Annotated in this window: 29 protein-coding genes and 1 tRNA gene; all 30 read right to left on the bottom strand. The window is 65.2% G+C overall.

The genetic code is table 11. The annotated features are described in order from the left end of the window. Positions 1-6 precede the first annotated feature (6 nt). Positions 7-402: a 30S ribosomal protein S8 gene (gene rpsH / locus H5368_RS13045; protein ID WP_182825394.1), complete on the bottom strand. Its 396-nt coding sequence runs from the start codon at positions 400-402 to the stop codon at positions 7-9. A gap of 60 nt (positions 403-462) precedes the next feature. Then, positions 463-768, bottom strand: coding sequence for a 30S ribosomal protein S14 (rpsN, locus tag H5368_RS13040; protein WP_182825392.1), 306 nt, complete (start codon positions 766-768; stop codon positions 463-465). 16 nt (positions 769-784) lie between these two features. Beyond that, positions 785-1327 carry a 50S ribosomal protein L5 gene (gene rplE, locus H5368_RS13035; RefSeq protein ID WP_182825390.1) on the bottom strand — a complete coding sequence of 181 codons (543 nt, stop codon included), beginning with the start codon at positions 1325-1327 and terminating at the stop codon, positions 785-787. 10 nt (positions 1328-1337) lie between these two features. Next, positions 1338-1652 (bottom strand): 50S ribosomal protein L24, encoded by a 315-nt coding sequence (gene rplX, locus H5368_RS13030; RefSeq protein ID WP_182825388.1) that lies wholly within the window; start codon positions 1650-1652, stop codon positions 1338-1340. 22 nt (positions 1653-1674) lie between these two features. Then, positions 1675-2043 carry a 50S ribosomal protein L14 gene (gene rplN, locus H5368_RS13025; RefSeq protein ID WP_182825386.1) on the bottom strand — a complete coding sequence of 123 codons (369 nt, stop codon included), beginning with the start codon at positions 2041-2043 and terminating at the stop codon, positions 1675-1677. 12 nt (positions 2044-2055) lie between these two features. Then, entirely contained in the window at positions 2056-2322 is a 267-nt protein-coding gene (gene rpsQ, locus H5368_RS13020) for a 30S ribosomal protein S17 (RefSeq protein WP_182825384.1), read from the bottom strand. Positions 2323-2335: 13 nt separating this feature from the next. After that, positions 2336-2521, bottom strand: coding sequence for a 50S ribosomal protein L29 (rpmC, locus tag H5368_RS13015; protein WP_182825382.1), 186 nt, complete (start codon positions 2519-2521; stop codon positions 2336-2338). After that, on the bottom strand, positions 2521-2934 hold the full coding sequence (gene rplP, locus H5368_RS13010; protein WP_182825380.1) for a 50S ribosomal protein L16: 414 nt from the start codon (positions 2932-2934) through the stop codon (positions 2521-2523). Before rplP ends, rpmC begins: the two co-directional genes overlap by 1 nt. A 6-nt stretch (positions 2935-2940) precedes the next feature. Beyond that, positions 2941-3681, bottom strand: coding sequence for a 30S ribosomal protein S3 (gene rpsC, locus H5368_RS13005; RefSeq protein WP_182825378.1), 741 nt, complete (start codon positions 3679-3681; stop codon positions 2941-2943). Positions 3682-3684: 3 nt separating this feature from the next. Then, a complete protein-coding gene (rplV, locus tag H5368_RS13000) occupies positions 3685-4020 on the bottom strand; it encodes a 50S ribosomal protein L22 (RefSeq protein ID WP_182825376.1) in 336 nt (111 codons plus the stop codon). Between the two features lie 10 nt (positions 4021-4030). Further along, the gene (rpsS, locus tag H5368_RS12995) at positions 4031-4297 is read right to left on the bottom strand and encodes a 30S ribosomal protein S19 (protein WP_182825374.1); all 267 of its coding nucleotides are present in this window, start codon (positions 4295-4297) and stop codon (positions 4031-4033) included. 6 nt (positions 4298-4303) lie between these two features. Then, positions 4304-5131 (bottom strand): 50S ribosomal protein L2, encoded by an 828-nt coding sequence (gene rplB, locus H5368_RS12990; protein WP_182825372.1) that lies wholly within the window; start codon positions 5129-5131, stop codon positions 4304-4306. Positions 5132-5141: 10 nt separating this feature from the next. Then, on the bottom strand, positions 5142-5441 hold the full coding sequence (gene rplW / locus H5368_RS12985; RefSeq protein ID WP_182825370.1) for a 50S ribosomal protein L23: 300 nt from the start codon (positions 5439-5441) through the stop codon (positions 5142-5144). Then, on the bottom strand, positions 5438-6043 hold the full coding sequence (gene rplD, locus H5368_RS12980; protein ID WP_182825368.1) for a 50S ribosomal protein L4: 606 nt from the start codon (positions 6041-6043) through the stop codon (positions 5438-5440). The genes rplW and rplD overlap by 4 nt, the downstream gene beginning before the upstream one ends. Positions 6044-6055: 12 nt before the next feature. Next, entirely contained in the window at positions 6056-6709 is a 654-nt protein-coding gene (gene rplC / locus H5368_RS12975; protein ID WP_182825366.1) for a 50S ribosomal protein L3, read from the bottom strand. Positions 6710-6719: 10 nt separating this feature from the next. Then, positions 6720-7031: a 30S ribosomal protein S10 gene (gene rpsJ / locus H5368_RS12970; RefSeq protein ID WP_024891232.1), complete on the bottom strand. Its 312-nt coding sequence runs from the start codon at positions 7029-7031 to the stop codon at positions 6720-6722. A 501-nt stretch (positions 7032-7532) separates the two neighbouring features. Beyond that, complete coding sequence (gene tuf / locus H5368_RS12965; RefSeq protein ID WP_182825364.1) at positions 7533-8723, bottom strand: elongation factor Tu; 1191 nt, start codon at positions 8721-8723, stop codon at positions 7533-7535. A gap of 51 nt (positions 8724-8774) precedes the next feature. After that, entirely contained in the window at positions 8775-10865 is a 2091-nt protein-coding gene (fusA, locus tag H5368_RS12960; RefSeq protein WP_182825362.1) for an elongation factor G, read from the bottom strand. A gap of 144 nt (positions 10866-11009) precedes the next feature. Next, the gene (gene rpsG / locus H5368_RS12955; RefSeq protein ID WP_182825360.1) at positions 11010-11477 is read right to left on the bottom strand and encodes a 30S ribosomal protein S7; all 468 of its coding nucleotides are present in this window, start codon (positions 11475-11477) and stop codon (positions 11010-11012) included. Positions 11478-11531: 54 nt separating this feature from the next. After that, the gene (rpsL, locus tag H5368_RS12950) at positions 11532-11906 is read right to left on the bottom strand and encodes a 30S ribosomal protein S12 (RefSeq protein WP_182825358.1); all 375 of its coding nucleotides are present in this window, start codon (positions 11904-11906) and stop codon (positions 11532-11534) included. Positions 11907-12247: 341 nt separating this feature from the next. Further along, complete coding sequence (gene rpoC / locus H5368_RS12945; RefSeq protein WP_182825356.1) at positions 12248-16498, bottom strand: DNA-directed RNA polymerase subunit beta'; 4251 nt, start codon at positions 16496-16498, stop codon at positions 12248-12250. A gap of 88 nt (positions 16499-16586) precedes the next feature. Further along, positions 16587-20741, bottom strand: a complete 4155-nt coding sequence (gene rpoB / locus H5368_RS12940; protein ID WP_182825354.1) for a DNA-directed RNA polymerase subunit beta — start codon at positions 20739-20741, stop codon at positions 16587-16589. Between the two features lie 228 nt (positions 20742-20969). Continuing rightward, positions 20970-21341, bottom strand: coding sequence for a 50S ribosomal protein L7/L12 (gene rplL, locus H5368_RS12935; RefSeq protein ID WP_182825352.1), 372 nt, complete (start codon positions 21339-21341; stop codon positions 20970-20972). Positions 21342-21410: 69 nt separating this feature from the next. Beyond that, entirely contained in the window at positions 21411-21935 is a 525-nt protein-coding gene (gene rplJ / locus H5368_RS12930) for a 50S ribosomal protein L10 (protein ID WP_182825350.1), read from the bottom strand. Positions 21936-22280: 345 nt separating this feature from the next. After that, the gene (gene rplA, locus H5368_RS12925) at positions 22281-22979 is read right to left on the bottom strand and encodes a 50S ribosomal protein L1 (RefSeq protein WP_182825348.1); all 699 of its coding nucleotides are present in this window, start codon (positions 22977-22979) and stop codon (positions 22281-22283) included. A gap of 4 nt (positions 22980-22983) precedes the next feature. Then, a complete protein-coding gene (gene rplK / locus H5368_RS12920) occupies positions 22984-23412 on the bottom strand; it encodes a 50S ribosomal protein L11 (RefSeq protein WP_182825346.1) in 429 nt (142 codons plus the stop codon). A gap of 185 nt (positions 23413-23597) precedes the next feature. After that, positions 23598-24155 (bottom strand): transcription termination/antitermination protein NusG, encoded by a 558-nt coding sequence (gene nusG / locus H5368_RS12915; RefSeq protein WP_182825444.1) that lies wholly within the window; start codon positions 24153-24155, stop codon positions 23598-23600. Between the two features lie 34 nt (positions 24156-24189). Further along, positions 24190-24573 (bottom strand): preprotein translocase subunit SecE, encoded by a 384-nt coding sequence (gene secE, locus H5368_RS12910; RefSeq protein WP_182825344.1) that lies wholly within the window; start codon positions 24571-24573, stop codon positions 24190-24192. Between the two features lie 24 nt (positions 24574-24597). Beyond that, a tRNA-Trp gene (locus H5368_RS12905) sits at positions 24598-24673 on the bottom strand. 96 nt (positions 24674-24769) lie between these two features. After that, the coding region (tuf, locus tag H5368_RS12900; RefSeq protein ID WP_182825342.1) for an elongation factor Tu at positions 24770-25801 on the bottom strand (1032 nt) is incomplete at its 5' end.

Raw genomic sequence — 25801 nt, 5'->3', positions numbered from 1 at the left:
ACTCCCTTAAGCCACGAAGCACAGAACCTCGCCGCCGACGCCCAACTGGCGCGCCTGCGCATCGGTCATGATGCCCTTCGAGGTGGAAATGATGGCGATGCCGAGGCCGTTGAGGACCTTCGGGATCGCGTCCTTGCCGCGGTACTGGCGCAGGCCGGAACGCGAGAAGCGCTGCATGCGCTCGATCACGGGACGACCTTCGTAATACTTGAGCTCGATTTCGAGTTCGGCCTTGGCGCCGTCCTCGGTCACGCGCGAACCGGAGATGTAACCCTCGTCCTTCAGGACCCTGGCGATAGCCACCTTGGTCTTGGACGACGGCATTTTCACCACCGGCTTGCCGACGGCCGCCGCATTGCGCATGCGGGTCAGCATATCGGCGATGGGATCAGTCATGCTCATCGTTGTTACCTTCTGAGTGCACCGATATCCGCAGGAATGCGAATTCGTAAATGGAGTTGCTTACCAGCTTGCCTTGCGCAGACCGGGGACGTCGCCGCGCATGGTCGCCTCGCGCAGCTTGTTGCGGCCGAGGCCGAACTTGCTGTACACGGCGCGCGGACGGCCGGTCAACGCGCAACGCGTGGTCTGGCGCGAGGTGGAGGAGTCACGCGGAAGCTTCTGCAGCCTGGTGGCGGCGTCCATCTTCTCCTCGAAGCTGGCGTCCTGGCTGCTGACAACCTTCTTCAACGCCTCGCGCTTCGCGGCGAACTTCTTCGCCAGCTTGGTGCGCTTCGTCTCGCGGTTGATCATTGAGGTCTTGGCCATGGTCTTCTTTGTCCGATCAGGTGCGGAACGGGAAACGGAAGGCTTCGAGCAGTGCCTTGGCTTCCTCGTTGGTCTTGGCGGTCGTGGTGATCGCGATGTCCATGCCGCGGATCGCGTCGACCTGGTCGAAATCGATCTCCGGGAAGATGATCTGTTCCTTGATGCCCATGTTGTAGTTGCCACGGCCATCGAACGACCGCGCGGACACGCCGCGGAAGTCACGGACGCGCGGCAGCGACACGTTCACCAGGCGATCGAGGAACTCGAACATCTTGGCGCGGCGCAGGGTCACCTTGCAGCCGATCGGCCAGCCGTCGCGGATCTTGAACGAAGCCACCGACACGCGGGACTTGGTCACGATCGGCTTCTGGCCGGAGAGCTTGGCCATGTCGGCGGTCGCGTTCTCCAGGACCTTCTTGTTCGCGGCGGCTTCGCCCACGCCCATGTTGAGCGTGATCTTGCTCAGGCGCGGAACCTGCATGGGATTGGTGTAGCCGAACTGCTTTGTCAGCTTCGGCACCACTTCTTCCTTGTAGAACTTTTCGAGACGGGTGTTCATTTCACATTCCTCAGGCGTCAATCGCCTCACCGCTCGAGCGGAAGACGCGGATGCGCCGTCCATCCTCGAGGACCTTGGTACCAATGCGCTCGCCCTTGCCGGAGGCAGGGTTGAACACCATCACGTTCGACGCGTGGATCGGCGCTTCGCGCTCGATCACGCCGCCAGGCTGGTTGGCCTGCGGGTTGGGCTTGGTGTGGCGCTTGATGACGTTGATGTTCGCGACGACGACCTTGTCGCCAAGCACGCGAACGACTTCACCCTGCTTGCCCTTGTCCTTGCCGGCGGTGACCATCACGCGGTCACCCTTCTTGATGCGATTCATGTCGGTTTCCTCTCCGTCCGGCTCAGAGCACTTCGGGCGCGAGCGAGACGATCTTCATGAACTTCTCGGTACGAAGCTCACGGGTCACGGGCCCGAAGATGCGGGTGCCGATCGGCTCCTGCTTGTTGTTGAGCAGCACGGCGGCGTTGCCGTCGAAGCGGATCAGCGAACCGTCGGGGCGGCGGACGCCCTTGCGGGTGCGCACGACGACCGCGTCGTAGACTTCGCCCTTCTTGACCTTGCCGCGCGGGATGGCGTCCTTGATGGACACCTTGATGATGTCACCGATGCCTGCATAGCGGCGCTTTGAGCCGCCCAGCACCTTGATGCACATCACTTCCTTGGCACCCGAATTGTCGGCCACATCGAGGTGGCTCTGCATCTGGATCATTGGAGAGCCTCCTTAGTCGGCCGCGCGCGTGACGATTTCAACGACGCGCCAGTTCTTGGTCTTGGACATCGGCGCGATTTCCACCACGCGGACGGTATCGCCCTCGTTGCAGGAATTCTCGGCGTCGTGGGCGTGGAGCTTCGTCGAACGGCGGATGTACTTGCCGTACAGCGCGTGCTTCACCTGGCGCTCGACGAGCACCGTCACGGTCTTGTCCATCTTGTTGCTGACAACGCGGCCTTCGACCGTGCGCAGCTTCTTTTCAGTGTTTTCGGTCATGTCTGCCCGGTCCTTACTGCTTGGCGCCGAGGAGGGTGTTGACGCGAGCGATCTCGCGGCGAACCCGGCGGGCGTCGTGGGTCTTGGCGAGCTGGCCGGTTGCCTTCTGCATGCGGAGCGAGAACGACTCCTTCTGCAGTTCAAGCAAATGTGCCTTCAGCTCGTCCGTCGACTTCTGGCGGAGTTCCTTGATTTCCATCAGCGCACCGTCCGCGTCACGAAAGTGGTGGTGACCGAGAGCTTGGCGGCCGCCAGGCGGAACGCCTCGCGTGCGGTCACCTCGTCGACGCCCTCGATCTCATAGATCATGCGGCCCGGCTGGATCTGGGCGACCCAGAATTCGACCGCACCCTTGCCCGAGCCCATGCGGACTTCGATGGGCTTCTTGGTGATCGGCTTGTCCGGGAACACGCGGATCCACATCTTGCCGCCGCGCTTCACATAGCGGCTGATGGCACGACGCGCGGACTCGATCTGGCGCGCGGTCAGCTGGCCGGTCTGCGTGGCCTTGAGGCCATACTCGCCGAAGCTGACGGCATTGCCGTTCCAGGCCAGGCCGTCATTGCGGCCCTTGTGCATCTTGCGGTACTTGGTTCGCTTGGGTTGCAGCATGGTTGATTACTCCCTCGCCTCGCGGTCGCGACGCGGGCCACGCGGGCGCTCGCGGTCACCGCGATCACCACGCTCGCCGCGCGGCGAATCGTCCTGCTTTTCCTGGCCGACCTGGGCGAAGTCGAAGATCTCGCCCTTGTAGATCCAGGTCTTGATTCCAATGATGCCGTACTGGGTCTTCGCCTCGGCGAAGCCGTAGTCGACGTCGGCGCGCAGCGTGTGCAGCGGCACGCGACCTTCGCGGTACCACTCCGAACGCGCGATCTCGGCGCCGTTGAGGCGGCCGGCCACGTTGACCTTGATGCCCAGCGAGCCAAGGCGCATCGCGTTGCCCACGGCGCGCTTCATCGCGCGACGGAACATGATGCGGCGCTCGAGCTGCTGCGCGATCGACTCGGCGACCAGCTGCGCGTCGAGCTCCGGCTTGCGGACCTCGGTCACGTTGATGTGCGCCGGGACGCCCATCAGCGCGGAGACTTCCTTGCGCAGCTTCTCGATGTCCTCGCCGCGCTTTCCGATCACCACGCCCGGGCGGGCGGTGTGGATCGTGACGCGCGCGGACTTCGAGGGACGCTCGATCAGGATCTTGCTGATGCCGGCCGCCGCGAGCTTCTTGCGAAGCATCTCGCGGACCTTGATGTCGGCGATCAGGTAACCGGCGAACTCCTTCTTGCCGGCGTACCACTTGGAATTCCAGTCCTTGGCGATGCCAAGGCGGATACCGGTGGGGTGGACTTTATGACCCATGAGTTACTTCCCCTCGCCGACGACGACGGTGATGTGGCTGGTGCGCTTGAGGATGCGGCTGCCGCGACCCTTGGCGCGTGCCATGAAGCGCTTCAGGGTGGGACCCTCGTCGACCGTGATCGCACTGACCTTGAGCTCGTCAACGTCGGCGCCCAGGTTGTTCTCGGCGTTCGACGTGGCCGAGTAGACGACCTTGTAGATCATGTGCGCGGCCTTCTTGTCGCTGAACTTCAAGAGGTCGAGCGCACGGGCTGCGGAGAGGCCGCGGATCTGGTCGGCGACCAGGCGTGCCTTCTGCGGGGAGATGCGCGCACTGCGCAGGATTGCCTTGGCTTCCATTGTCATCTCCTTAGCGCGACTTCTTGTCGCCGCCATGACCCTTGAAGGTCCTGGTCAGGGCGAACTCGCCGAGCTTGTGGCCCACCATGTTCTCGTTGACGAGCACCGGGACGTGGTTGCGGCCGTTGTGCACGGCGATGGTGAAACCCACCATCTCCGGCAGGATCATCGAGCGGCGCGACCAGGTCTTGATCGGGCGCTTGGTGTTGCCCGCGGTCTCCACCTTCTTGATCAGGTGGTGGTCGACGAACGGACCCTTTTTCAGTGAACGTGCCATGGTCGGTTAGCTCCTGCGATCGCGCACGATGAACTGCTGCGTCCGCTTGTTGTGGCGGGTCTTGTAACCCTTGGTCGGCACGCCCCACGGGGTGACCGGATGCGGGTTGCCCTGGCCGGCCTTGGCCTCGCCACCACCATGCGGGTGGTCGACGGGGTTCATGGCGGCACCACGGACGGTCGGCTTGATGCCGCGCCAGCGCGACGCACCGGCCTTGCCCAGCTTCTCGAGGTTGTGCTCGACGTTGCCCACTTCACCGATGGTGGCGCGGCACTCGGCAGGCACGCGGCGCATCTCGCCCGAACGCAGGCGGACGGTGGCGTAGATGCCGTCGCGGGAGACGAGCTGCACGCCGGCACCCGCGGCGCGGGCGAGCTGCGCGCCCTTGCCCGGCTTCATCTCGACGCAATGCACGGTGGAACCGACCGGGATGTTGCGCAGCGGCAGCGTGTTGCCCGCCTTGATCGGCGCGTCATTGCCCGCGATCACCTGGTCGCCGGCCTTGAGGCCCTTCGGCGCGATGATGTAGCGGCGCTCACCGTCGACGTAGCACAGCAGCGCGATGTGCGCGGTGCGGTTCGGGTCGTACTCGATGCGCTCCACGCGCGCCGGGATGCCTTCCTTGTCGCGCTTGAAGTCGATGATGCGGTAGTGCTGCTTGTGGCCGCCACCCATGTGCCGCGTGGTGATGCGGCCATGGTGGTTGCGACCACCGGTCTTGCTCTGCGGCTCGACGAGGGCGGCGTGCGGCGCACCCTTGTGCAGGTCCGGCGTGACCACGCGGACCGCTGAACGGCGGCCGGGCGAGGTGGGCTTGAATTTCATCAATGGCATGGGGTCTTCCTCAGGCCTTGGTGTTCATGACGTCGATCGACTGGCCTTCGGCCAGCGTCACGTACGCCTTGCGCCAGTCGCCGCGGCGACCATTGCGGTTGCGGAAGGCTTTCTGCTTGCCTTTCACGTTGAGCACGTTGACGGCCTCGACCTTGACGGCGAACAGCTTCTCGATCGCGATCTTGATGTCGGCCTTGGTGGCATCGGTCGCCACTTCGAACGCGTACTGGTTGGACACTTCCTGCAGGCGCGCGGTCTTCTCGGACACGCGCGGCGCACGGATCAGTGCGTAGAGCTTGGCGTCATTCATGCCAGCCACTCCTCGATCTTCTTGATGGCGTCGGCGGTGACCAGCACGCTGTCGGCGCCGACCAGCGAAACCGGGTCCAGGCCCTGCACGTCACGGATCTGCACGTACGGCAGGTTGCGCGCCGAGAGGTACAGGTGGTCCGAGGCGTCCTCGGTCACGATCAGCGGGCGCTTGCCCAGATCGAGGCCCTTGAGCTTTTCGGCGAACGCGCTGGTGTTGGTCTCCGCGACGTCGAAGGACTCGACGACCTGGAGGCGACCCTGGCGGGCCAGCTCGGACAGGATGGTCGACATCGCCGCGCGGTACATCTTGCGGTTGACCTTTTGCTCGAAGCTGCGCGGCTTGGCCGCGAACGTCACGCCGCCGCCGACGAAGATCGGGGCCGTCAGGGCGCCATGACGCGCGCCGCCGCCTTTCTGCTTCTTCGACTTCTTGGTCGTGCCGCTGACTTCCGAGCGCGTCTTCTGCGCCTTGGTGCCCGAACGGCCGGCATTGCGGTACGCAACCACGACCTGGTGGACCAGGTCCATGTTGAACTCGCGGCCGAACACGCCTTCGGAAACCGACATCTTGTCGCTGCTACCGTTGATGGAGAGTTCCATCGTCATCTCTCCTTATGCCTTGCTCGTGGGACGCACGATCACGTCGCCACCCGGGGCGCCCGGAACCGCGCCCTTGACGGCGATCAGGCCGCGCTCTGCGTCGACCCGGACCACTTCGAGGTTCTGCGTGCTCTGGCGCACCGCACCCATGTGACCGGACATCTTCTTGCCCGGGAACACGCGGCCCGGCGTCTGGCGCTGGCCGATGGAGCCGGGCGAACGGTGCGACAGCGAGTTGCCGTGCGTCGCGTCGCCCATCTTGAAGTTCCAGCGCTTGATCGTGCCCTGGAAGCCCTTGCCCTTGGTCACGCCCTCGACGTCGACGATCTGGCCGACTTCGAAGATGTCGGCGCGGATCTCGCCGCCCACTTCGAACCCGCCGATCTGGTCGTCACCGACGCGCAGCTCCCACAGGCCACGACCGGCTTCGACCTTGGCCTTGGCCAGGTGACCCGTCTCGGGCTTGTTGACCAGCACGGCACGCTTGGTGCCGACGGCGACCTGCACGGCGCTGTAGCCGTCGGTCTCCTGGGTCTTGATCTGGGTGATGCGGTTGGGGGTGGCTTCGATCAGGGTGACCGGGATGGACTGGCCATCCTCGGTGAACACCCGGGTCATGCCGGCCTTGCGACCGACAATGCCCAACGAATATCGCTTCGCGGTCATGGTGGCGTCCTCAGGTCAGCTTGATCTGGACGTCGACGCCAGCCGCGAGTTCGAGCTTCATCAGCGCGTCCACGGTCTTGTCGTTGGGGTCGACGATGTCGAGCACGCGCTTGTGCGTGCGGGTTTCATACTGGTCGCGCGCGTCCTTGTCGACGTGCGGCGAGGTCAGGATGGTGTAACGCTCGATCTTGGTCGGCAGGGGGATCGGGCCGCGCACCTGGGCGCCCGTCCGCTTGGCCGTTTCTACGATCTCGCTGGCCGAACGGTCGATCAGTCGATGATCGAACGCTTTCAGCCGGATCCGGATTTTCTGGTCCGCCATGACGGAATTCCTTCTTTAAAGAGCGACAGGCCCGCGGCTGGATGCGCGGAACCCCGTGAAATCAATGGATGCCGAGGCTGGAGACCCCTGCCCGGCGACCGTCCCTGCAAAAAACAAGGCAGGCCAGTTACCCGGCCCGCCCAGACGGAGATGCGGACGCGACGATTCCCCTGGTCACTTTGTCCCGAAGAGCTTCGGGACGAACCGGGGTACTGCCGCGCGACGTGTTCCCTGTCTGGCGAAAACGAGGCGCATCCTGCACCTCATTTCGCGGTTCCGGCGAGTCCCCAAAGGGGTCTTGCCGAAGTAGTCGAACATTATAGACACGTACCCGCCGGACGCGCAACACCCTCACCGACGAATCTGCAGGAAACCACATCCCGCGTGTCCAAAGGCCGTCGGCGCAAAGCCGATGGCCCCCGCCGGTGCTATCTGGATCGCCCTCGGCGATCCGGATCAACACCGGCACGTATCGCGGCGGCGCAAGCCGCCGGGATACGACTACTTGATGATCTTGGCGACCACGCCGGCGCCGACCGTACGGCCACCTTCGCGGATCGCGAAGCGCAGGCCGTCGTCCATCGCCACCGGGTTGATCAGCGTGACCACCATCTTCACGTTGTCGCCCGGCATCACCATCTCGACACCCTCAGGCAGCTCGCAGGCGCCGGTGATGTCGGTGGTGCGGAAGTAGAACTGCGGGCGGTAGCCCTTGAAGAACGGCGTATGACGGCCACCCTCGTCCTTCGACAGCACGTACACCTCGGCCTCGAACTCGGTGTGCGGCTTGATTGAACCCGGCTTGCACAGCACCTGGCCGCGCTCCACGTCGTCACGCTTGGTGCCGCGCAGCAAGAGGCCCGCGTTGTCGCCCGCCTGGCCCTGGTCGAGCAGCTTGCGGAACATCTCGACGCCGGTGACGGTGGTCTTGACGGTCGGACGGATGCCGACGATCTCGATTTCCTCGCCCACCTTGATGATGCCGCGCTCGATGCGACCGGTCACCACCGTGCCGCGGCCCGAGATCGAGAACACGTCCTCGACCGGCATCAGGAACGGCTTGTCCACGTCGCGCTCGGGCTCCGGGATCCAGGTGTCCAGCGCCTCGACCAGCTTCACGATCGCCGGCACGCCGATGTCCGACTGGTCGCCTTCCAGCGCCTTCAGCGCCGAACCCTGGATGATCGGGGTGTCGTCGCCGGGGAAGTCGTACTTCGAGAGCAGCTCGCGCACTTCCATCTCGACGAGCTCCATCAGCTCGGCGTCGTCGACCATGTCGGCCTTGTTCAGGAACACCACGATGTACGGCACGCCCACCTGGCGCGCCAGCAGGATGTGCTCGCGCGTCTGCGGCATCGGGCCGTCGGCGGCCGAACACACCAGGATCGCGCCGTCCATCTGCGCGGCACCGGTGATCATGTTCTTGACGTAGTCGGCGTGACCCGGGCAATCGACGTGCGCGTAGTGGCGGTTCGGCGATTCGTACTCGACGTGCGAGGTCGAAATGGTGATGCCGCGCGCCTTCTCTTCCGGCGCCTTGTCGATCGCGTCGTAGGCGTGGAATTCGCCGCCGAAGCGTTCCGCACCGATCTTCGTCAGCGCCGCCGTCAGCGTCGTCTTGCCGTGGTCGACGTGACCGATCGTGCCCACGTTCACGTGGGGCTTGGTGCGCTCGAACTTACCCTTGGCCATGATTCTTCACTCTCAGAAAGTTGTTGGAAGGGACCGCGTTGCCGCGGCCGCTTACTTCTTCTTGACGACTTCGTCGACGATGTTGGTCGGCGCGTCGGCGTAATGGTCGAACTCCATCGTGAACGTCGCGCGGCCCTGCGACATCGAACGCAGGCTGGTCGCGTAGCCGAACATTTCGCCCAGCGGGATCATCGCGTTGACGATCTTGCCCGACGGGCTGTCGTCCTGGCCCTGCAGGATGCCGCGACGACGGCTGACGTCGCCCATCACGTCACCGATGTAATCCTCGGGCGACACGATCTCGACCTTCATGATCGGCTCCAGCAGGACCGGACCGGCCTTGTGGAAACCTTCCTTGAAGCCCATGGAGCCGGCGATCTTGAACGCCATTTCCGAGGAGTCGACCTCGTGGTAGGAGCCGTCGATCAGCTTCACCTTGATGTCGACGATCGGGTAGCCGGCAAGCAGGCCGTTGGCCATCGCTTCCTGGATGCCCTTGTCGACCGCCGGGATGTATTCCTTCGGCACCGTTCCACCGACGATCGAGTTCTCGAACACGTAGCCGGCGCCGGCTTCCTGCGGCGAGATCTCAAGCCACACGTGGCCGAACTGGCCCTTGCCGCCCGACTGGCGCACGAACTTGCCTTCCGACTTGACCGTCTTGCGGATGGTCTCGCGGTAGGCAACCTGCGGCTTGCCGACGTTGGCTTCGACGTTGAACTCGCGCTTCATGCGGTCCACGAGGATGTCCAGGTGCAGCTCGCCCATGCCGGCAATGATGGTCTGGCCGGACTCCTCGTCGGTGCGCACGCGGAACGACGGATCCTCCTGCGCAAGGCGACCGAGCGCGAGGCCCATCTTCTCCTGGTCGGACTTGGTCTTGGGCTCGACCGCCATCGAGATGACGGGCTCCGGGAAGACCATCCGTTCCAGCGTGATGATGTGGTCCTGCGCGCACAGCGTGTCACCGGTGGTGACGTCCTTCAGGCCGACGGCCGCGGCGATGTCGCCGGCGCACACCTGCTTGATTTCCTGGCGGTCGTTGGAGTGCATCTGCAACAGGCGGCCGATGCGCTCCTTGCGGCTCTTGATCGGGTTGTACACCTGGTCGCCGGCGTTGAGGACGCCCGAGTACACGCGGAAGAACGTCAGCGAACCGACGAACGGGTCGGTCATGATCTTGAACGCCAGCGCCGAGAACGGCGCCTTGTCGTCCGCGAGGCGGGTATCGGGCTGCTCGCGGTCGTCGATGCCCTGGACCGGCGGACGGTCCGTGGGCGACGGCAGCAGCTGGATCACGCCGTCAAGCATCGCCTGGACGCCCTTGTTCTTGAACGCGGTGCCGCAGTACACCGGCACGATCTCGACGTTCAAGGTACGCAGGCGCAGGCCGGCGACGATCTCGTCCTCGGTGAGCTCGCCGCCCTCGAGGTACTTGTTCATCAGCTCTTCGGTGGCCTCTGCCGCCGATTCCACCATGAACGCACGCGCCTCGATGGCCTTGTCGGCAAGGTGCGCGGGAATCTCCTTGTACTCGAACACCATGCCCTGCGACGCGGTATCCCAATGGACCGCCTTCATCTTCAGCAGGTCGATGACGCCTTCGAAGCCGTCCTCGGCGCCGACCGGCACCTGCATCGGCACCGGGCTCGCGCCCAGGCGCGACTTGAGCTGCTCTACGACCTTGTCGAAGTTGGCGCCGGTGCGGTCCATCTTGTTGACGAACGCCATGCGGGGCACGTGGTACTTGTTGGCCTGGCGCCACACGGTCTCGGACTGCGGCTGCACGCCGCCAACGGCACACAGCACGAACACCGCGCCATCGAGCACGCGCAGGCTGCGTTCGACTTCGATCGTGAAGTCGACGTGCCCGGGGGTATCGATGATGTTGAAGCGGTGCTGCGGCAGCGACTTGTCCATGCCCGACCAGAACGCGGTGGTGGCCGCCGACTGGATCGTGATGCCGCGCTCCTGCTCCTGCTCCATCCAGTCCATGGTGGCGGCGCCGTCGTGCACTTCGCCCAGCTTGTGGCTGACACCGGTGTAGAACAGGATGCGCTCGGACGTGGTGGTCTTGCCGGCATCGATGTGGGCCATGATGCCGAAGTTGCGGTAGCGTTCGATGGGAGTGGTGCGAGCCACGGCGGTCTCTCTATTTTTTGTCCGCTGAGCGGAGAAGTTTCCGGATGGCCGAATGCCGCCAGAAGGCGGCACCCGGCTACTGCGATGTACTGGCGCCGGCGGGGCCGTCGCCGGCGGCGCGTGTTGCGCGCCGCCCGGGTGCCATTACCAGCGGTAGTGGGCGAACGCCTTGTTCGCCTCCGCCATGCGATGGGTTTCCTCGCGCTTCTTGATTGCGCCGCCACGGTTCTCGGAGGCGTCGATCAGTTCGGCCGCAAGCTTGCGCGGCATGGTGTTCTCGCCACGCTTGCGCGCGGAGTCGATCAGCCAGCGCATCGCCAGCGCCATGCGCCGCGACTGGCGCACTTCGACCGGCACCTGGTAGGTAGCACCGCCGACGCGACGGGACTTGACCTCGACCGAAGGCGAGATATTGCCAAGCGCCTTCTCGACGACTTCAAGCGGGTTCGGGGTCTTTTCGCCGATCACGTCCATGGCGCCGTAGACGATTTTCTCGGCGACGGACTTCTTGCCGCTGTACATGACCATGTTGATGAAGCGGGCGATGGTCTCGCTCCCGTGCTTCGGGTCGGGCAGCACCGAGCGCTGCGGGGTGTTTCCTTTACGCGACATTGTTCTTGTGCCTTTGTCAGTATCTGGTTCGACGGAGCGTCAACAGCCGGAGGCTCAGGCCTTCGGACGCTTCGCGCCGTACTTCGAACGCGCCTGCTTGCGCTTGGTGACGCCGGCGGCGTCGAGCGAGCCACGCACGGTGTGGTAACGCACGCCGGGGAGGTCCTTGACGCGACCGCCGCGGATCAGCACCACCGAGTGCTCCTGCAGGTTGTGGCCTTCGCCACCAATGTAGGAGATCACCTCGTAGCCGTTGGTCAGGCGCACCTTGGCGACCTTGCGCAGGGCCGAGTTCGGCTTCTTCGGCGTGGTGGTGTAGACACGCGTGCACACGCCGCGACGCTGGGGACAGTTCTCCAGGGCGGGCGAGTTGCTCTTGTAGGTTTCCGGGCTGCGCGACTTGCGCACGAGCTGGTTGATTGTTGCCATCGGTCTCGGGTCTTTGCTCTGGGCACGGGGCCCGCGGTGTGTGTGGCGGGCCTGGGCCCGGCTCTGGTGACAAGGACCTTGGGCCCTTGCCGGCCGCACGGTCCAGGTTCCGTGCGCGAAAACAAAGGCAGGCGGAATGATCCAGCCTGCCAGACGGAAAAGTATAGCGTGCGCCGACGACCAGCGTCAACGCAGCATACGACCCGCCATGCGCGCCCCGACTCGGGCGCGACCATGGCCGCGATCTCTTTCCCGCCCATCCTGGGCCGAACACGAAGCGCCTCCATGGCACCTCATTTCGGGATCTGGGACGGCCCCGAGGGGCCGTCACTAACTTGGTATCAGCCTTCGTCGCCCTCGCCCGCCGCTTCCGCGGCGGCCGGAGCCTCGATCATCACTGCGGGTTCCGCGGCAACCTCGGCCACGGTCCCCCCGGACAGCGCTTCCATTTCGGAGTCGGTCAGGCCGGAGGCGTTCTTGCGGCGCTGCGTATGGTACGCCAGGCCGGTGCCCGCCGGGATCAGGCGGCCGACGATGACGTTTTCCTTCAGGCCGCGCAGGCTGTCGCGGGTACCGCGGACGGCAGCCTCGGTCAGCACGCGGGTGGTTTCCTGGAAGGACGCCGCGGAGATGAACGACTCGGTCGCCAGCGACGCCTTGGTGATGCCGAGCAGCACCGGATCGTAGCGCACCGGCAACTGGCCCTTGGCATTGAGCTTGATGTTGTCCTCGATCACGCGCTGGCGCTCGGCCTGCTCGCCATTGAGGAAACGGCTGTCACCGGCGTCGGTGATCTCGACCTTGCGCAGCATCTGGCGGACGATCACCTCGATGTGCTTGTCGTTGATCTTCACGCCCTGCAAGCGATAGACGTCCTGGATTTCCTTGGTCAGGTACGACGCAAGTTCCTCGACGCCCTTGAGGCGCAGGATGTCCTGCGGGCTCGGCTCGCCGTCCACCACGGTCTCGCCCTTCTCGACGTGCTCGCCTTCGAACACGATGATCTGGCGGTACTTCGGGATCAGCTCCTCGTGATCGTCACCGTCGGCGCCCTTGATGATCAGGCGCTGCTTGCCCTTGGTGTCCTTGCCGAAGCTCACCACGCCCGACTTCTCGGCGAGGATCGCCGGGTCCTTGGGCTTGCGGGCTTCGAACAGGTCGGCCACGCGCGGCAGGCCGCCGGTGATGTCGCGGGTCTTGGACGCTTCCTGCGGGATCTTCGCCACCACGTCGCCCACGCCGACGGACGCGCCGTCCTGCATGTTGACGATCGAGCGCGGCGGGAGCATGTACTGCGCCGGCAGGTCGGTGTTCGGGATGCTGAGGTCCTTGCCGGTCTTCTCGTCGACGATGCGGATGATCGGGCGCAGGTCCTTGCCCTGCGAGCCGCGACGCTTCGGATCGGTGATCTCGCGCGAGGCGAGGCCGGTCAGGTCGTCGGTCTTCTCGATCACGGTGACGCCGTCGATGAAGTCGACGAAGCGCATCACGCCCTTCACTTCCGACACGATCGGGTGGTTATGCGGGTCCCAGTTGGCGACCGTCTGCCCAGCCTTGACAGCCTGCGTGTCCTTGACGTGGATGGTCGCGCCGTACGGGAGCTTGTAACGCTCGCGCTCGCGGCCGTGGGCGTCGAGGATCGACAGCTCGCCGGAGCGCGACACCGCCACCAGGTGGCCCTTGTCGTGCTGGACCGACTTGATGTTGTTGAACTTGACCGAGCCGGTGGTCTTGACCGTCACGTTGTCGATCGCCGCGGCACGCGACGCGGCGCCACCGATGTGGAACGTACGCATGGTCAGCTGGGTGCCGGGCTCGCCGATGGACTGCGCGGCGACCACGCCGACCGCCTCACCGTGGTTCACCTGGTGGCCGCGGCCAAGGTCGCGGCCGTAGCACAGCGCGCAGACACCGAACGAGGACTCGCAGGTGATGGTGGAGCGGACCTGGATGGTCTGCACGCCGTCGTCCTCGAGCTTCTGCACCCAGGCTTCGTCGAGCAGCGTGTTGCGGGTCACCACCGGCTCGTCGTCGTTGCCCGGCAGGAACACATCCTCGGCAACCACGCGACCCAGCACCCGATCCTTCAGCGGCTCGACCACGTCGCCGCCTTCCACGATCGGGGTCATGGTCAGGCCGTCGCGGGTGCCGCAGTCGGTTTCGGTGATCACCACGTCCTGTGCCACGTCGACCAGGCGACGGGTCAGGTAACCGGAGTTCGCGGTCTTCAGCGCGGTATCCGCGAGGCCCTTGCGGGCACCGTGGGTCGAGATGAAGTACTGCTGGACGTTCAGGCCCTCGCGGAAGTTCGAGGTGATCGGGGTCTCGATAATCGAGCCGTCGGGCTTGGCCATCAGGCCGCGCATGCCGGCCAGCTGGCGGATCTGCGCCTGCGAACCACGCGCGCCGGAGTCGGCCATGATGTAGACGGAGTTCATCGACTTCTGCGGGACCTGCTCGCCCTTGGCGTTGGTCACGGTCTCGGTGCCGATGGCCTCCATCATCGCCTTGGCGACGCGCTCGTTCGTGCGCGACCAGATGTCGACGACCTTGTTGTAGCGTTCGCCCGCGGTGACCAGGCCGGACTGGTACTGCTGCTGGATTTCCAGCACCTCGCCCTCGGCCTCGTCGAGGATGCCCTTCTTCTCGGGCGGGATGATCATGTCGTCGATGCCGATGGAGACGCCGGCGCGCGTGGCGTACGCAAAGCCGGTGTACATCAGGCGGTCGGCGAACACCACCGTGTCCTTCAGGCCCAGCATGCGGTAGCAGGTGTTGATCAGGCGGCTGATGTTCTTCTTGTTCAGCTCGGTGTTGGCCAGCGCGAACGGCAGGCCTTCCGGCAGGATTTCCGCCAGCAAGGCGCGACCGACCGTGGTCTCCACGATCGACGCGCCGGTCGTGCGGCCACCTTCTTCGTCGATCACGGTTTCGGAGATGCGCACCTTCACCTTGGCATGCAGGCCGGCGACCTTGGCGTCGTAGGCGCGCTTGACCTCGGAGACGTTGGCGAACGCCATGCCTTCGCCCGGGGTGTTTTCCAGCGCGCGGGTCATGTAGTACAGACCGAGCACGACGTCCTGCGACGGCACGATGATCGGCTCGCCGTTGGCCGGCGACAGGATGTTGTTGGACGACATCATCAGCGCGCGCGCTTCCAGCTGGGCTTCCAGCGAGAGCGGCACGTGGACGGCCATCTGGTCACCGTCGAAGTCGGCGTTGAACGCGGTGCAGACCAGCGGGTGCAGCTGGATGGCCTTGCCCTCGATCAGCACCGGCTCGAACGCCTGGATGCCCAGGCGGTGCAGGGTCGGCGCGCGGTTCAGCAGCACCGGATGCTCGCGGATCACCTCTTCGAGGATGTCCCACACCTCGGCCTCTTCGCGCTCGACGAGCTTCTTGGCGGCCTTGATGGTGGTGGCCAGGCCACGGCGCTGCAGCTTGGCGAAGATGAAGGGCTTGAACAGCTCGAGCGCCATCTTCTTCGGCAGGCCGCACTGGTGCAGCTTCAGGTACGGGCCGACCACGATGACCGAACGGCCCGAGTAGTCGACGCGCTTGCCGAGCAGGTTCTGGCGGAAGCGACCCTGCTTGCCCTTGATCATGTCGGCCAGCGACTTGAGCGGGCGCTTGTTGGTGCCGGTGATGGCGCGGCCGCGACGGCCGTTGTCCATCAGCGCGTCAACCGACTCCTGCAGCATGCGCTTCTCGTTGCGCACGATGATGTCGGGCGCGTTGAGCTCCAGCAGGCGGCGCAGGCGGTTGTTGCGGTTGATGACGCGGCGATACAGGTCGTTGAGGTCGGAGGTCGCGAAGCGGCCGCCATCCAGGGGAACGAGCGGACGCAGGTCCGGCGGCAGCACCGGCAGCACGGTCATGACCATCCACTCGGGGCGGTTGCCCGACTCGAGGAAAGCCTCGACCAGCTTGATGCGCTTGGTGAGGCGCTTGAGCTTGGTCTCGGAACCGGTGGCGGCGATGTCCTCGCGCAGCTGGACCATCTGCGCCTGAAGGTCGATCGTGCGCAGCAGGTCGAACACGGCCTCGGCGCCCATGGCGGCGTCGAAGTCGTCGCCGTGCTCCTGGCGCATCTGCATGTACTGCTCTTCGTTGAGCAGCTGGCCACGCTCCATCGGGGTCAGGCCCGGCTCGGTGACCACGAACGCCTCGAAATACAGGATGCGTTCGATGTCACGCAGGGTCATGTCCAGCATCAGGCCGATGCGCGAGGGCAGCGACTTGAGGAACCAGATGTGCGCGGTCGGGCTGGCCAGGTCGATGTGGCCCATGCGCTCGCGGCGCACCTTGGCCAGCGTCACTTCGGTGCCGCACTTCTCGCACACCACGCCGCGGTGCTTCATGCGCTTGTACTTGCCGCACAGGCACTCGTAGTCCTTGATCGGGCCGAAGATGGCCGAACAGAACAGGCCGTCACGCTCCGGCTTGAAGGTGCGGTAGTTGATGGTCTCGGGCTTCTTGACCTCGCCGAACGACCACGAACGGATCAGGTCGGGAGAGGCCAGCGCGATCTTGATCGCGTCGAAGTCGAGCGCCGGGCGCTGCTGGTTGAACAGGTTCAGAAGGTCTTTCATGTGTTTCTCCGGGATCGGGAATCGAGGACGGGGCTGCGGTGCTTGCGGGTGCGGGGCGCGTCAGGCGCGCCCTGCCCCGGCTGCGTCCTCAGTTCTCTTCCAGCTCCATGTTGATCGCGAGCGAGCGGATTTCCTTGACCAGCACGTTGAAGGACTCGGGCATGCCCGCGACCATCTCGTGTTCGCCGTCGACGATGTTCTTGTACATCTGGTTGCGGCCCTGCACGTCGTCCGACTTGACCGTCAGCATTTCCTGCAGCGTGTATGCCGCGCCGTAGGCTTCCAGCGCCCAGACCTCCATCTCGCCGAAGCGCTGGCCGCCGAACTGCGCCTTGCCGCCAAGCGGCTGCTGGGTGACGAGCGAGTACGGACCGGTCGAACGCGCGTGCATCTTGTCGTCGACCAGATGGTTGAGCTTCAGCATGTGCATGTAGCCCACGGTCACCTTGCGCTCGAAGGCGTCGCCCGTGCGGCCGTCGTACAGCTGCGCCTGGCCGTTGGTTGGCAGGTCGGCAAGCGTCAGCATCGCCTTGATCTCGGACTCGTCCGCGCCATCGAACACCGGGGTGGCCATCGGCACACCGTCGGTCAGGTTCTGCGCCAGCACCAGCAGTTCTTCGTCGCTGAACTGCGTGAGGTCGACGCGCTGGCCGTGCAGCTTGTCGTCGTGGTTGTAGATCTGGTCGAGGAACTTGCGCAGCTCGGTGATCTTGGCCTGCGCCTGCAGCATGCGGTCGATCTTCTGGCCCAGGCCCTTCGCGGCCCAGCCCAGGTGCACCTCGAGGATCTGGCCGATGTTCATTCGGCTCGGCACGCCCAGCGGGTTCAGCACGATGTCGACCGTCTGGCCATCGGCCATGTACGGCATGTCCTGCACCGGGACGATGGTGGACACCACGCCCTTGTTGCCGTGGCGGCCGGCCATCTTGTCGCCCGGCTGGATGCGGCGCTTCACGGCCAGGTAGACCTTGACCATCTTCAGCACGCCCGGGGCGAGGTCGTCACCCTGGGTGATCTTGCCGCGCTTGTCCTGGAAGCGGCGCTCGAACTCCTTCTCGTGGACCTCGAGCTGCTTCTGCGCGCGCTCGATCGCGTCGGCCGCGTCGTCGTCCTTCATGCGCAGCTGCAGCCACTCGGCCTTGCGGATGCCGTCGAGCACCAGCGAGGAGACGGTGTCGCCCTTCTTCACGCCCGGGCCGCCGTTGGCGACCTTGCCCAGCAGCTGGTCGCGCAGGCGCGCGTAGATCGCGCCCTCGAGGATGCGGAACTGGTCGTCAAAGTCCTTCTTGACGCTCTTGATCTCGTTTTCCTCGATCTGGCGCGCGCGCTTGTCCTTCTCGATGCCGTCACGGGTGAAGACCTGCACATCGATGACGGTGCCGTCCATGCCGGGCGGCACGCGCAGCGAGCTGTCCTTAACGTCGGAGGCCTTCTCGCCGAAGATCGCGCGCAGCAGCTTCTCTTCCGGGGTGAGCTGGCTCTCGCCCTTCGGCGTGACCTTGCCCACCAGGATGTCGCCGGCACGCACCTCGGCGCCGATGTACACCACGCCCGACTCGTCGAGGCGGTTCAGCGCCTGCTCGGAGACGTTCGGGATGTCGGCGGAGATCTCCTCCGGCCCGAGCTTGGTGTCACGCGCGACCGCGGTGAGCTCTTCGATGTGGATCGTGGTGTAGCGATCCTCCTCGACCACGCGCTCGGAGAGCAGGATCGAGTCCTCGAAGTTGTAGCCATTCCACGGCATGAACGCGACCAGCATGTTCTGGCCGAGCGCGAGCTCGCCGATGTCGGTCGAGGGACCGTCGGCCAGCACGTCGCCGCGGGCGACCACGTCGCCGACGTTGACCAGCGGAGTCTGGTTGATGCAGGTGTTCTGGTTGGAGCGCGTGTACTTGATCAGGTTGTAGATGTCGACGCCGGCATCGGTCTCGCCGGAAATCTCGTCCTCGTTGACCTTGACCACGATGCGGCCGGCGTCGATCTGCTCGATCACGCCGCCACGGCGCGCGTTCACCGTCACGCCCGAGTCGCGCGCCACGGCGCGCTCGATGCCGGTGCCGACCAGCGGCTTCTGGCTGCGCAGCGTGGGCACGGCCTGGCGCTGCATGTTGGCGCCCATCAACGCGCGGTTCGCGTCGTCGTGCTCCAGGAACGGCACGAGCGCCGCCGCGACCGACACGGTCTGCATCGGCGAGACGTCCATGTAGTGGATCTCGCTCGGCGGCTTGAGCAGGTTCTCGCCCTGGAAGCGGCAGGCGACGAACTGCGCGGTCAGCACGCCGTTCTCGTCCTGCGGCGCGCTCACCTGGGCAATGACGTACTCGTTTTCCTCGATCGCCGACAGGTACTCGACGTCGTCGGTGACCTTGCCATCCACCACCTTGCGGTACGGCGTCTCGAGGAAGCCGTAGTGGTTGGTGCGCGCGAACACGGCCAGCGAGTTGATCAGGCCGATGTTGGGGCCTTCGGGCGTTTCGATGGTGCAGACGCGGCCGTAATGCGTGGGGTGCACGTCGCGCACCTCGAAGCCGGCGCGCTCGCGGGTCAGGCCGCCCGGGCCGAGCGCCGACACGCGGCGCTTGTGGGTGACTTCCGAAAGCGGGTTGTTCTGGTCCATGAACTGCGACAGCTGCGACGAACCGAAGAACTCCTTCACCGCCGCCGCGACCGGCTTGGCGTTGATCAGTTCCTGCGGGGTCAGGCCGTCGTTCTCGGCCATCGTCAGGCGCTCGCGCACGGCGCGTTCCACGCGAACCAGGCCGACGCGGAACACGTTCTCGGCCATTTCGCCGACCGAGCGCACGCGACGGTTGCCGAGGTGGTCGATGTCATCGACGGTGCCGCGGCCGTTGCGGATCTCGGTGAGCACCTTGACCACGTCGAGGATGTCGGACATGTCGCCGAACTGTTCGCGCAGGCGCACGGAGTCTTCGTCCTTGCGCTCGGCGAAGTAACGCGCGTCGTACAGCACCGGCGCGCCGGTGGTTTCCTTGCGGCCGATGCGGCGGTTGAACTTCATGCGGCCGACCGACGACAGGTCGTAGCGCTCGAAGGTGAAGAACAGGTTGTGGAAGAGGTTCTGCGCGGCATCCTTGGTCGGCGGCTCGCCGGGACGCATCATGCGGTAGATCTCGACCAGTGCCTCGAGCTGCGTCTTGGTGCCGTCGATGCGCAGCGTGTTGGACATGTACGGGCCACGGTCCAGGTCGTTGACCCAGATGGTGCCCACCGCCTCGACGCCGGCCTTGCGCAGGCCTTCCAGCATCTCGTCGGTGATCTCGTCGTTGGCGCTGGCGATCAGCTCGCCGGTGGCGGCATCGATCACGTCATGCGACAGGATGCGGCCGACCAGGTAACTGTCCGGCACGGCCAGGGCTTCGATGCCCGAATCGGTGAGCTGCTTGACGTGGCGCGCGGTGATGCGCTTGCCCGCCTCGACGATGACGCGGTCGCCATCGGCCAGGTCGAAATCGAGCGTCTCGCCGCGCAGGCGGTCGGCGACAAGCGCCAGCTGCACGCCTTCCTCGGGGTCGATGTGGAACGTGTCGATCTCGAAGAACTCGTTGAGCATTTCTTCGTTGTTGTAGCCGAGCGCGCGCAGCAGCACGGACACCGGCAGCTTGCGGCGGCGGTCGATGCGGGTGAACAGCGCGTCCTTCGGGTCGAACTCGAAGTCGAGCCAGGAACCGCGGTACGGGATGATGCGGGCGCTGTACAGCAGCTTGCCCGAGCTGTGGGTCTTGCCACGGTCGTGGTCGAAGAACACGCCCGGCGAGCGGTGGAGCTGGGAGACGATGACGCGCTCGGTGCCGTTGACGATGAAGGTGCCGTTGTCGGTCATGAGCGGGATCTCGCCCATGTAGACCTCCTGCTCCTTCACGTACTTGATGGCCTTGTTCGACGACTCGCGGTCGTAGATCACCAGGCGCACGGTCACGCGCAGCGGGGCGCCATAGCTGAGGCCGCGGTTGCGGCACTCGCGCTCGTCGAACACCGGGCTGCCGAGCTTGTAGCCGACATACTCCAGCGCTGCATAACCGTTGTAGCTGACGATCGGGAACACCGACTTCAGCGCGGCATGGAGGCCGCGGTCGTCGCGGCGGGCCGGATCCACGTCGGCCTGCAGGAATTCGCGGTACGAATCGACCTGGATCGCGAGCAGGAACGGGACCTCGAGGATCGAACGGCGCTTGCCGAAGTCCTTGCGGATGCGCTTCTTCTCGGTGAACGAATACGTCGTCATGGGGCTACCGCCTTGGGCATCTGCGGGGCGCGCGTCCGCGCCCCTGGGGGAATCGAAGTGAATCGCCAGTTGGAAGTCGCTGGTATTGCCGGCACCAGCACGCCTTCTGCTGCTACTTCCAACTACCGACTCGATGTCGGGGTTTTTTACTTGCTACAACGGCCGAAGGCCGGGGGCTTTCGCCCCCAGCCCCGGTGGTCGCCCATCACGCAGGCGACGCAACAACGCTTACTTGACTTCGACCGTGGCGCCGGCCGTTTCCAGATCCTTCTTGATCTTCGCGGCTTCGTCCTTCGAAGCGCTGTCCTTGACCACGCCACCGGCTTCGGTCAGGTCCTTCGCTTCCTTCAGGCCGAGGCCGGTGATCGCGCGGACCACCTTGATCACTTCGACCTTCTTCTCGCCGGGCGACTTCAGGGTCACGGTGAACTCGGTCTGCTCTTCGACCGGGGCGGCGGCGGCGGCCGGACCGGCGGCAGCGGCCACCGGGGCGGCGGCGGACACGCCGAACTTCTCTTCCATCGCCTTGACCAGCTCCATCACCTCGATGAGGGTCTTGCTGCTGATCGCTTCGATGATCTGCTCGTTGGAAAGGGACATCTCTATACCTCTGTTATCTAAGTTGGAAAACGTCTGGGGTCAGTTGTCGTGACCGAACGATTGGGTGCCTCAAGCCGCCTTTTGCTGGCCGACCGCGCTCGTGGCGCGGGCAACCTGCGTGGCCGGCTCGGCCAGTACGCGCACCAGCATGGTGGCGGGCTGGACCATGACGCTGAGCAGCATCGACAGGGCCTGGTCGCGGGTGGGCAGTGCAGCCAGGACGTCCACGTGGGACCCCGGGTACATCTGTCCGCCCATCGCCACCAGGCGCGGCTTCAGCTTGTCGTTCGCCTTGGCGAACTCCTTGATCAGGCGTCCTGCGGCGCCGGGGTCTTCCTGCGAGAAGGCAAACAGCAGCGGACCGGTCAGCTCGTCCTTGACGACGGCGTAATCGGTATCCTCCACCGCGCGCGAGACCAGCGTGTTCTTGGCAACTTTCAAGAACACGCCTTCCAGGCGCGCTTTCTTCCGCATGTTGGTCAATTGCTCGACCGTCAGACCCGCGTACTCCGCGGCAACCAGCGAGTGCGCCTTGGAGGCGACCTCGGCCAGTTCGGCAACGACTTCCTTCTTCTGGTTCAGATTGAGAGCCATTGCACTCCTCCGTACATCGAATTCCGTCCTGGCGAATCCTCGCCGGGACGGTACTGGGGCGACGCCAGTCCCTTGGCGCCGGGAACGCCGCGAGCGGCGTTCCGGTGGTGGCCGTTTTCCAGCAGATCGTGAAGCATTGATCTTGAGGAGGGTCGGCAACCATCTGCGCAGGCCCGTCCCCGCTCGCGCGGTTCGAGGATTAAGCGCCCTGTGCGGGCAACGACGGCGATTCCATGCCAGTTCGAGCATCCATGCCCGTCGTCATTGCCGCGCAGGCCGCGCCTGCGGTCTTTGACGGCTCCGCCTCGGGCCTGGGCCCTGGGCGACGCCCTCAAAACTTGCTGATTACTTGAGCGAGAGCGACGACGCGTCGACCGCGACGCCCGGGCCCATGGTGGAGCTCACCGAAATCTTCTGCAGGTACTGGCCCTTGGCGGTGGCCGGCTTGGCCTTCACCAGGTCGGCCAGCAGCGCCTGCAGGTTTTCCTTCAGGCGGTCCGCGTCGAAATCGGCCTTGCCGATGGTGCAGTGGATGATGCCGGCCTTGTCGGTGCGGTAGCGCACCTGGCCGCCCTTGGCGTTCTTCACGGCTTCGCCCGGATTCGGGGACACCGTGCCGACCTTGGGGTTGGGCATCAGGCCACGCGGACCGAGCAGCGTGCCGAGCTTGCCGACCACGCGCATCGCATCCGGGGTGGCGATGACGACGTCATAGCTGAGGTCGCCCGCCTGCATCTTCTCGGCCAGGTCGTCCATGCCAACCGCGTCCGCACCGGCGGCCAGGGCTTCTTCCGCCTTGGCACCCGCCGGGGCAAACACCGCCACGCGCACGCTCTTGCCGGTACCGCCCGGCAGCACGGTGGAACCGCGCACCTGCTGGTCCGACTTGCGCGCGTCCACGCCGAGGCGGACGGCAACGTCCACGGCCTCGACGAACTTGGACTTGCTGTTGTCCTTGACGATCTTCAGCGCTTCATCGATCGGGTAGATCTTGCCCGGGACGACTGCCGCCTTGGCCGCCTTCTGTCGCTTGGTCTCTGCCATGGTCTCAGCCCTCCACCGACAAGCCCATCGAACGGGCGGAGCCCGTGATGGTGCGTACTGCAGCTTCCAGATCGGCCGCCGTCAGGTCGGCTTCCTTCGCCTTGGCGATCTCTTCGATCTGCGCGCGGGTCACCTTGCCCACCTTCTCGGTGTTCGGGCGCTTGGAACCCGAGGTCACGCCCGCCGCCTTCTTGAGCAGCACGGCAGCCGGGGTGCTCTTGGTGATGAAGGTGAACGTGCGATCCGAGTACGCGGTGATGATCACGGGAGTCGGGAGACCCGGCTCGAGCTTCTGCGTGGCGGCATTGAACGCCTTGCAGAATTCCATGATGTTCAGGCCGCGCTGGCCCAGGGCCGGGCCGACGGGCGGCGACGGATTCGCCTGGCCTGCCTTGACCTGCAGTTTGATGTAACCGACTACTTTCTTTGCCATGTTGCTCTCCGGGTGCGAACGCCGTTCAGGCTCCCCATCGGGCCGGGAATACGCACGCGTCCCGGCATCGCGTTGTCTGGTGCGCGAAAGGCCGCCCATCCGGCGGCCAGTGCGTTTGCCCGCCAGTGGCGGGCAGGAAGCCGCGTACTATAGCAGCTTCCGGGGCGCCGGCACAGGGCCGGCGATCAGGCCTTTTCGACCTGCCCGAACTCGAGCTCCACCGGGGTGGACCGGCCGAAGATCAGCACCGCCACGCGCAGGCGGCTCTTCTCGTAATTGACTTCCTCGACCACGCCATTGAAGTCGTTGAACGGGCCGTCGGTGACGCGGACCATCTGGCCGGCCTCGAACAGCACCTTCGGGCGCGGCTTCTCCACGCCTTCCTGGACGCGGGCGAGGATGGCATCGGCCTCGTCGTCGCGGATCGGCAGCGGGTTGGCGGCGGTTCCGCCGATGAAACCCATGACCTTGGGCGTTTCCTTCACCAGGTGCCAGCTCTCGCTGTCGATGCGCGGGATGCCGCCCTCGTCGTGGGTGGCGATCTGCACCAGCACGTAACCCGGGAAGAACTTGCGCTCGGAGCGGCGCTTCTGCCCGGCGCGCATCTCGATCACTTCCTCGGTGGGCACCATCACGTCGCCGAACTTGTCTTCCATCTCAAGGCGGGCAATGCGGTCGCGCAGCGCCTGGGCCACCGACTTCTCGAAGCCGGAATAGGCGTGGACCACGTACCAGCGCTTGATGACTTCGGTTTCCATATGACTTAGACAGCCTTTATCAATTGCCGAGCAGCAGGCGGATCACCCACTGGATGACCAGGTCGAAGCCGGCGAGCAGCAGGCTGATGATGACCACCACCAGCATGACCACCCACGTCATGCGCATGGCCTCCTGGCGCGTCGGCCAGACCACCTTGCGCAGCTCGAAGCGGGCCTCGGACAGGAACTCCCGCAACTGCAGGCCCTTGGCGCTGGTCAGGAACACCACCAGGCCGGAGGCGACGCCAGCGACAACCGCCAGCACGCGCAGCGGCGTGGGCCACTGCCCATCGAACCAATAGAACGCCACCAGACCGGCGACAACCAGCAGTCCAGCTATGACGTACTTGGCCACATCGCCAGCCGAAGACTGGTTCCGCGAATGATCGACCCTGCTGTTCAAGTCGTTACTGCCCTCGTTGCGGCATGGCACGCCAGGAGGGACTCGAACCCCCAACCTGCGGTTTTGGAGACCGCTGCTCTGCCAATTGAGCTACTGGCGTGTAAATCGAAAAATTGGCCTTCCTGAGACGCCAACGGCGAGCCGTCACCGACTCGCCCCGGCACGTACCACGGCGGCCTTGGCCGCCGGGATACGACTACTTGATGATCTTGGCAACCACGCCGGCGCCGACCGTACGGCCACCTTCGCGGATCGCGAAGCGCAGGCCGTCGTCCATCGCCACCGGGTTGATCAGCGTGACCACCATCTTCACGTTGTCGCCCGGCATCACCATCTCGACACCCTCAGGCAGCTCGCAGGCGCCGGTGATGTCGGTGGTGCGGAAGTAGAACTGCGGGCGGTAGCCCTTGAAGAACGGCGTATGACGGCCACCCTCGTCCTTCGACAGCACGTACACCTCGGCCTCGAACTCGGTGTGCGGCTTGATTGAACCCGGCTTGCACAGCACCTGGCCGCGCTCCACGTCGTCACGCTTGGTGCCGCGCAGCAAGAGGCCCGCGTTGTCGCCCGCCTGGCCCTGGTCGAGCAGCTTGCGGAACATCTCGACGCCGGTGACGGTGGTCTTGACGGTCGGACGGATGCCGACGATCTCGATTTCCTCGCCCACCTTGATGATGCCGCGCTCGATGCGACCGGTCACCACCGTGCCGCGGCCCGAGATCGAGAACACGTCCTCGACCGGCATCAGGAACGGCTTGTCCACGTCGCGCTCGGGCTCCGGGATCCAGGTGTCCAGCGCCTCGACCAGCTTCACGATCGCCGGCACGCCGATGTCCGACTGGTCGCCTTCCAGCGCCTTCAGCGCCGAACCCTGGATGATCGGGGTGTCGTCGCCGGGGAAGTCGTACTTCGAGAGCAGCTCGCGCACTTCCATCTCGACGAGCTCCATCAGCTCGGCGTCGTCGACCATGTCGGCCTTGTTCAGGAACACCACGATGTACGGCACGCCCACCTGGCGCGCCAGCAGGATGTGCTCGCGCGTCTGCGGCATCGGGCCGTCGGCGGCCGAACACACCAGGATCGCGCCGTCCATCTGCGCGGCACCGGTGATCATGTTCTTGACGTAGTCGGCGTGACCCGGGCAATCGACGTGCGCGTAGTGGCGGTTCGGCGATTCGTACTCGACGTGCGAGGTCGAAATGGTGATGCCGCGCGCCTTCTCTTCCGG

It is taken from the genome of Luteimonas sp. MC1782, assembly GCF_014164605.1.
Classification (GTDB): domain Bacteria; phylum Pseudomonadota; class Gammaproteobacteria; order Xanthomonadales; family Xanthomonadaceae; genus Luteimonas.
Note: the sequence above shows the minus strand (reverse complement) of the source record. Positions and strands in the feature narration are given on the sequence as shown.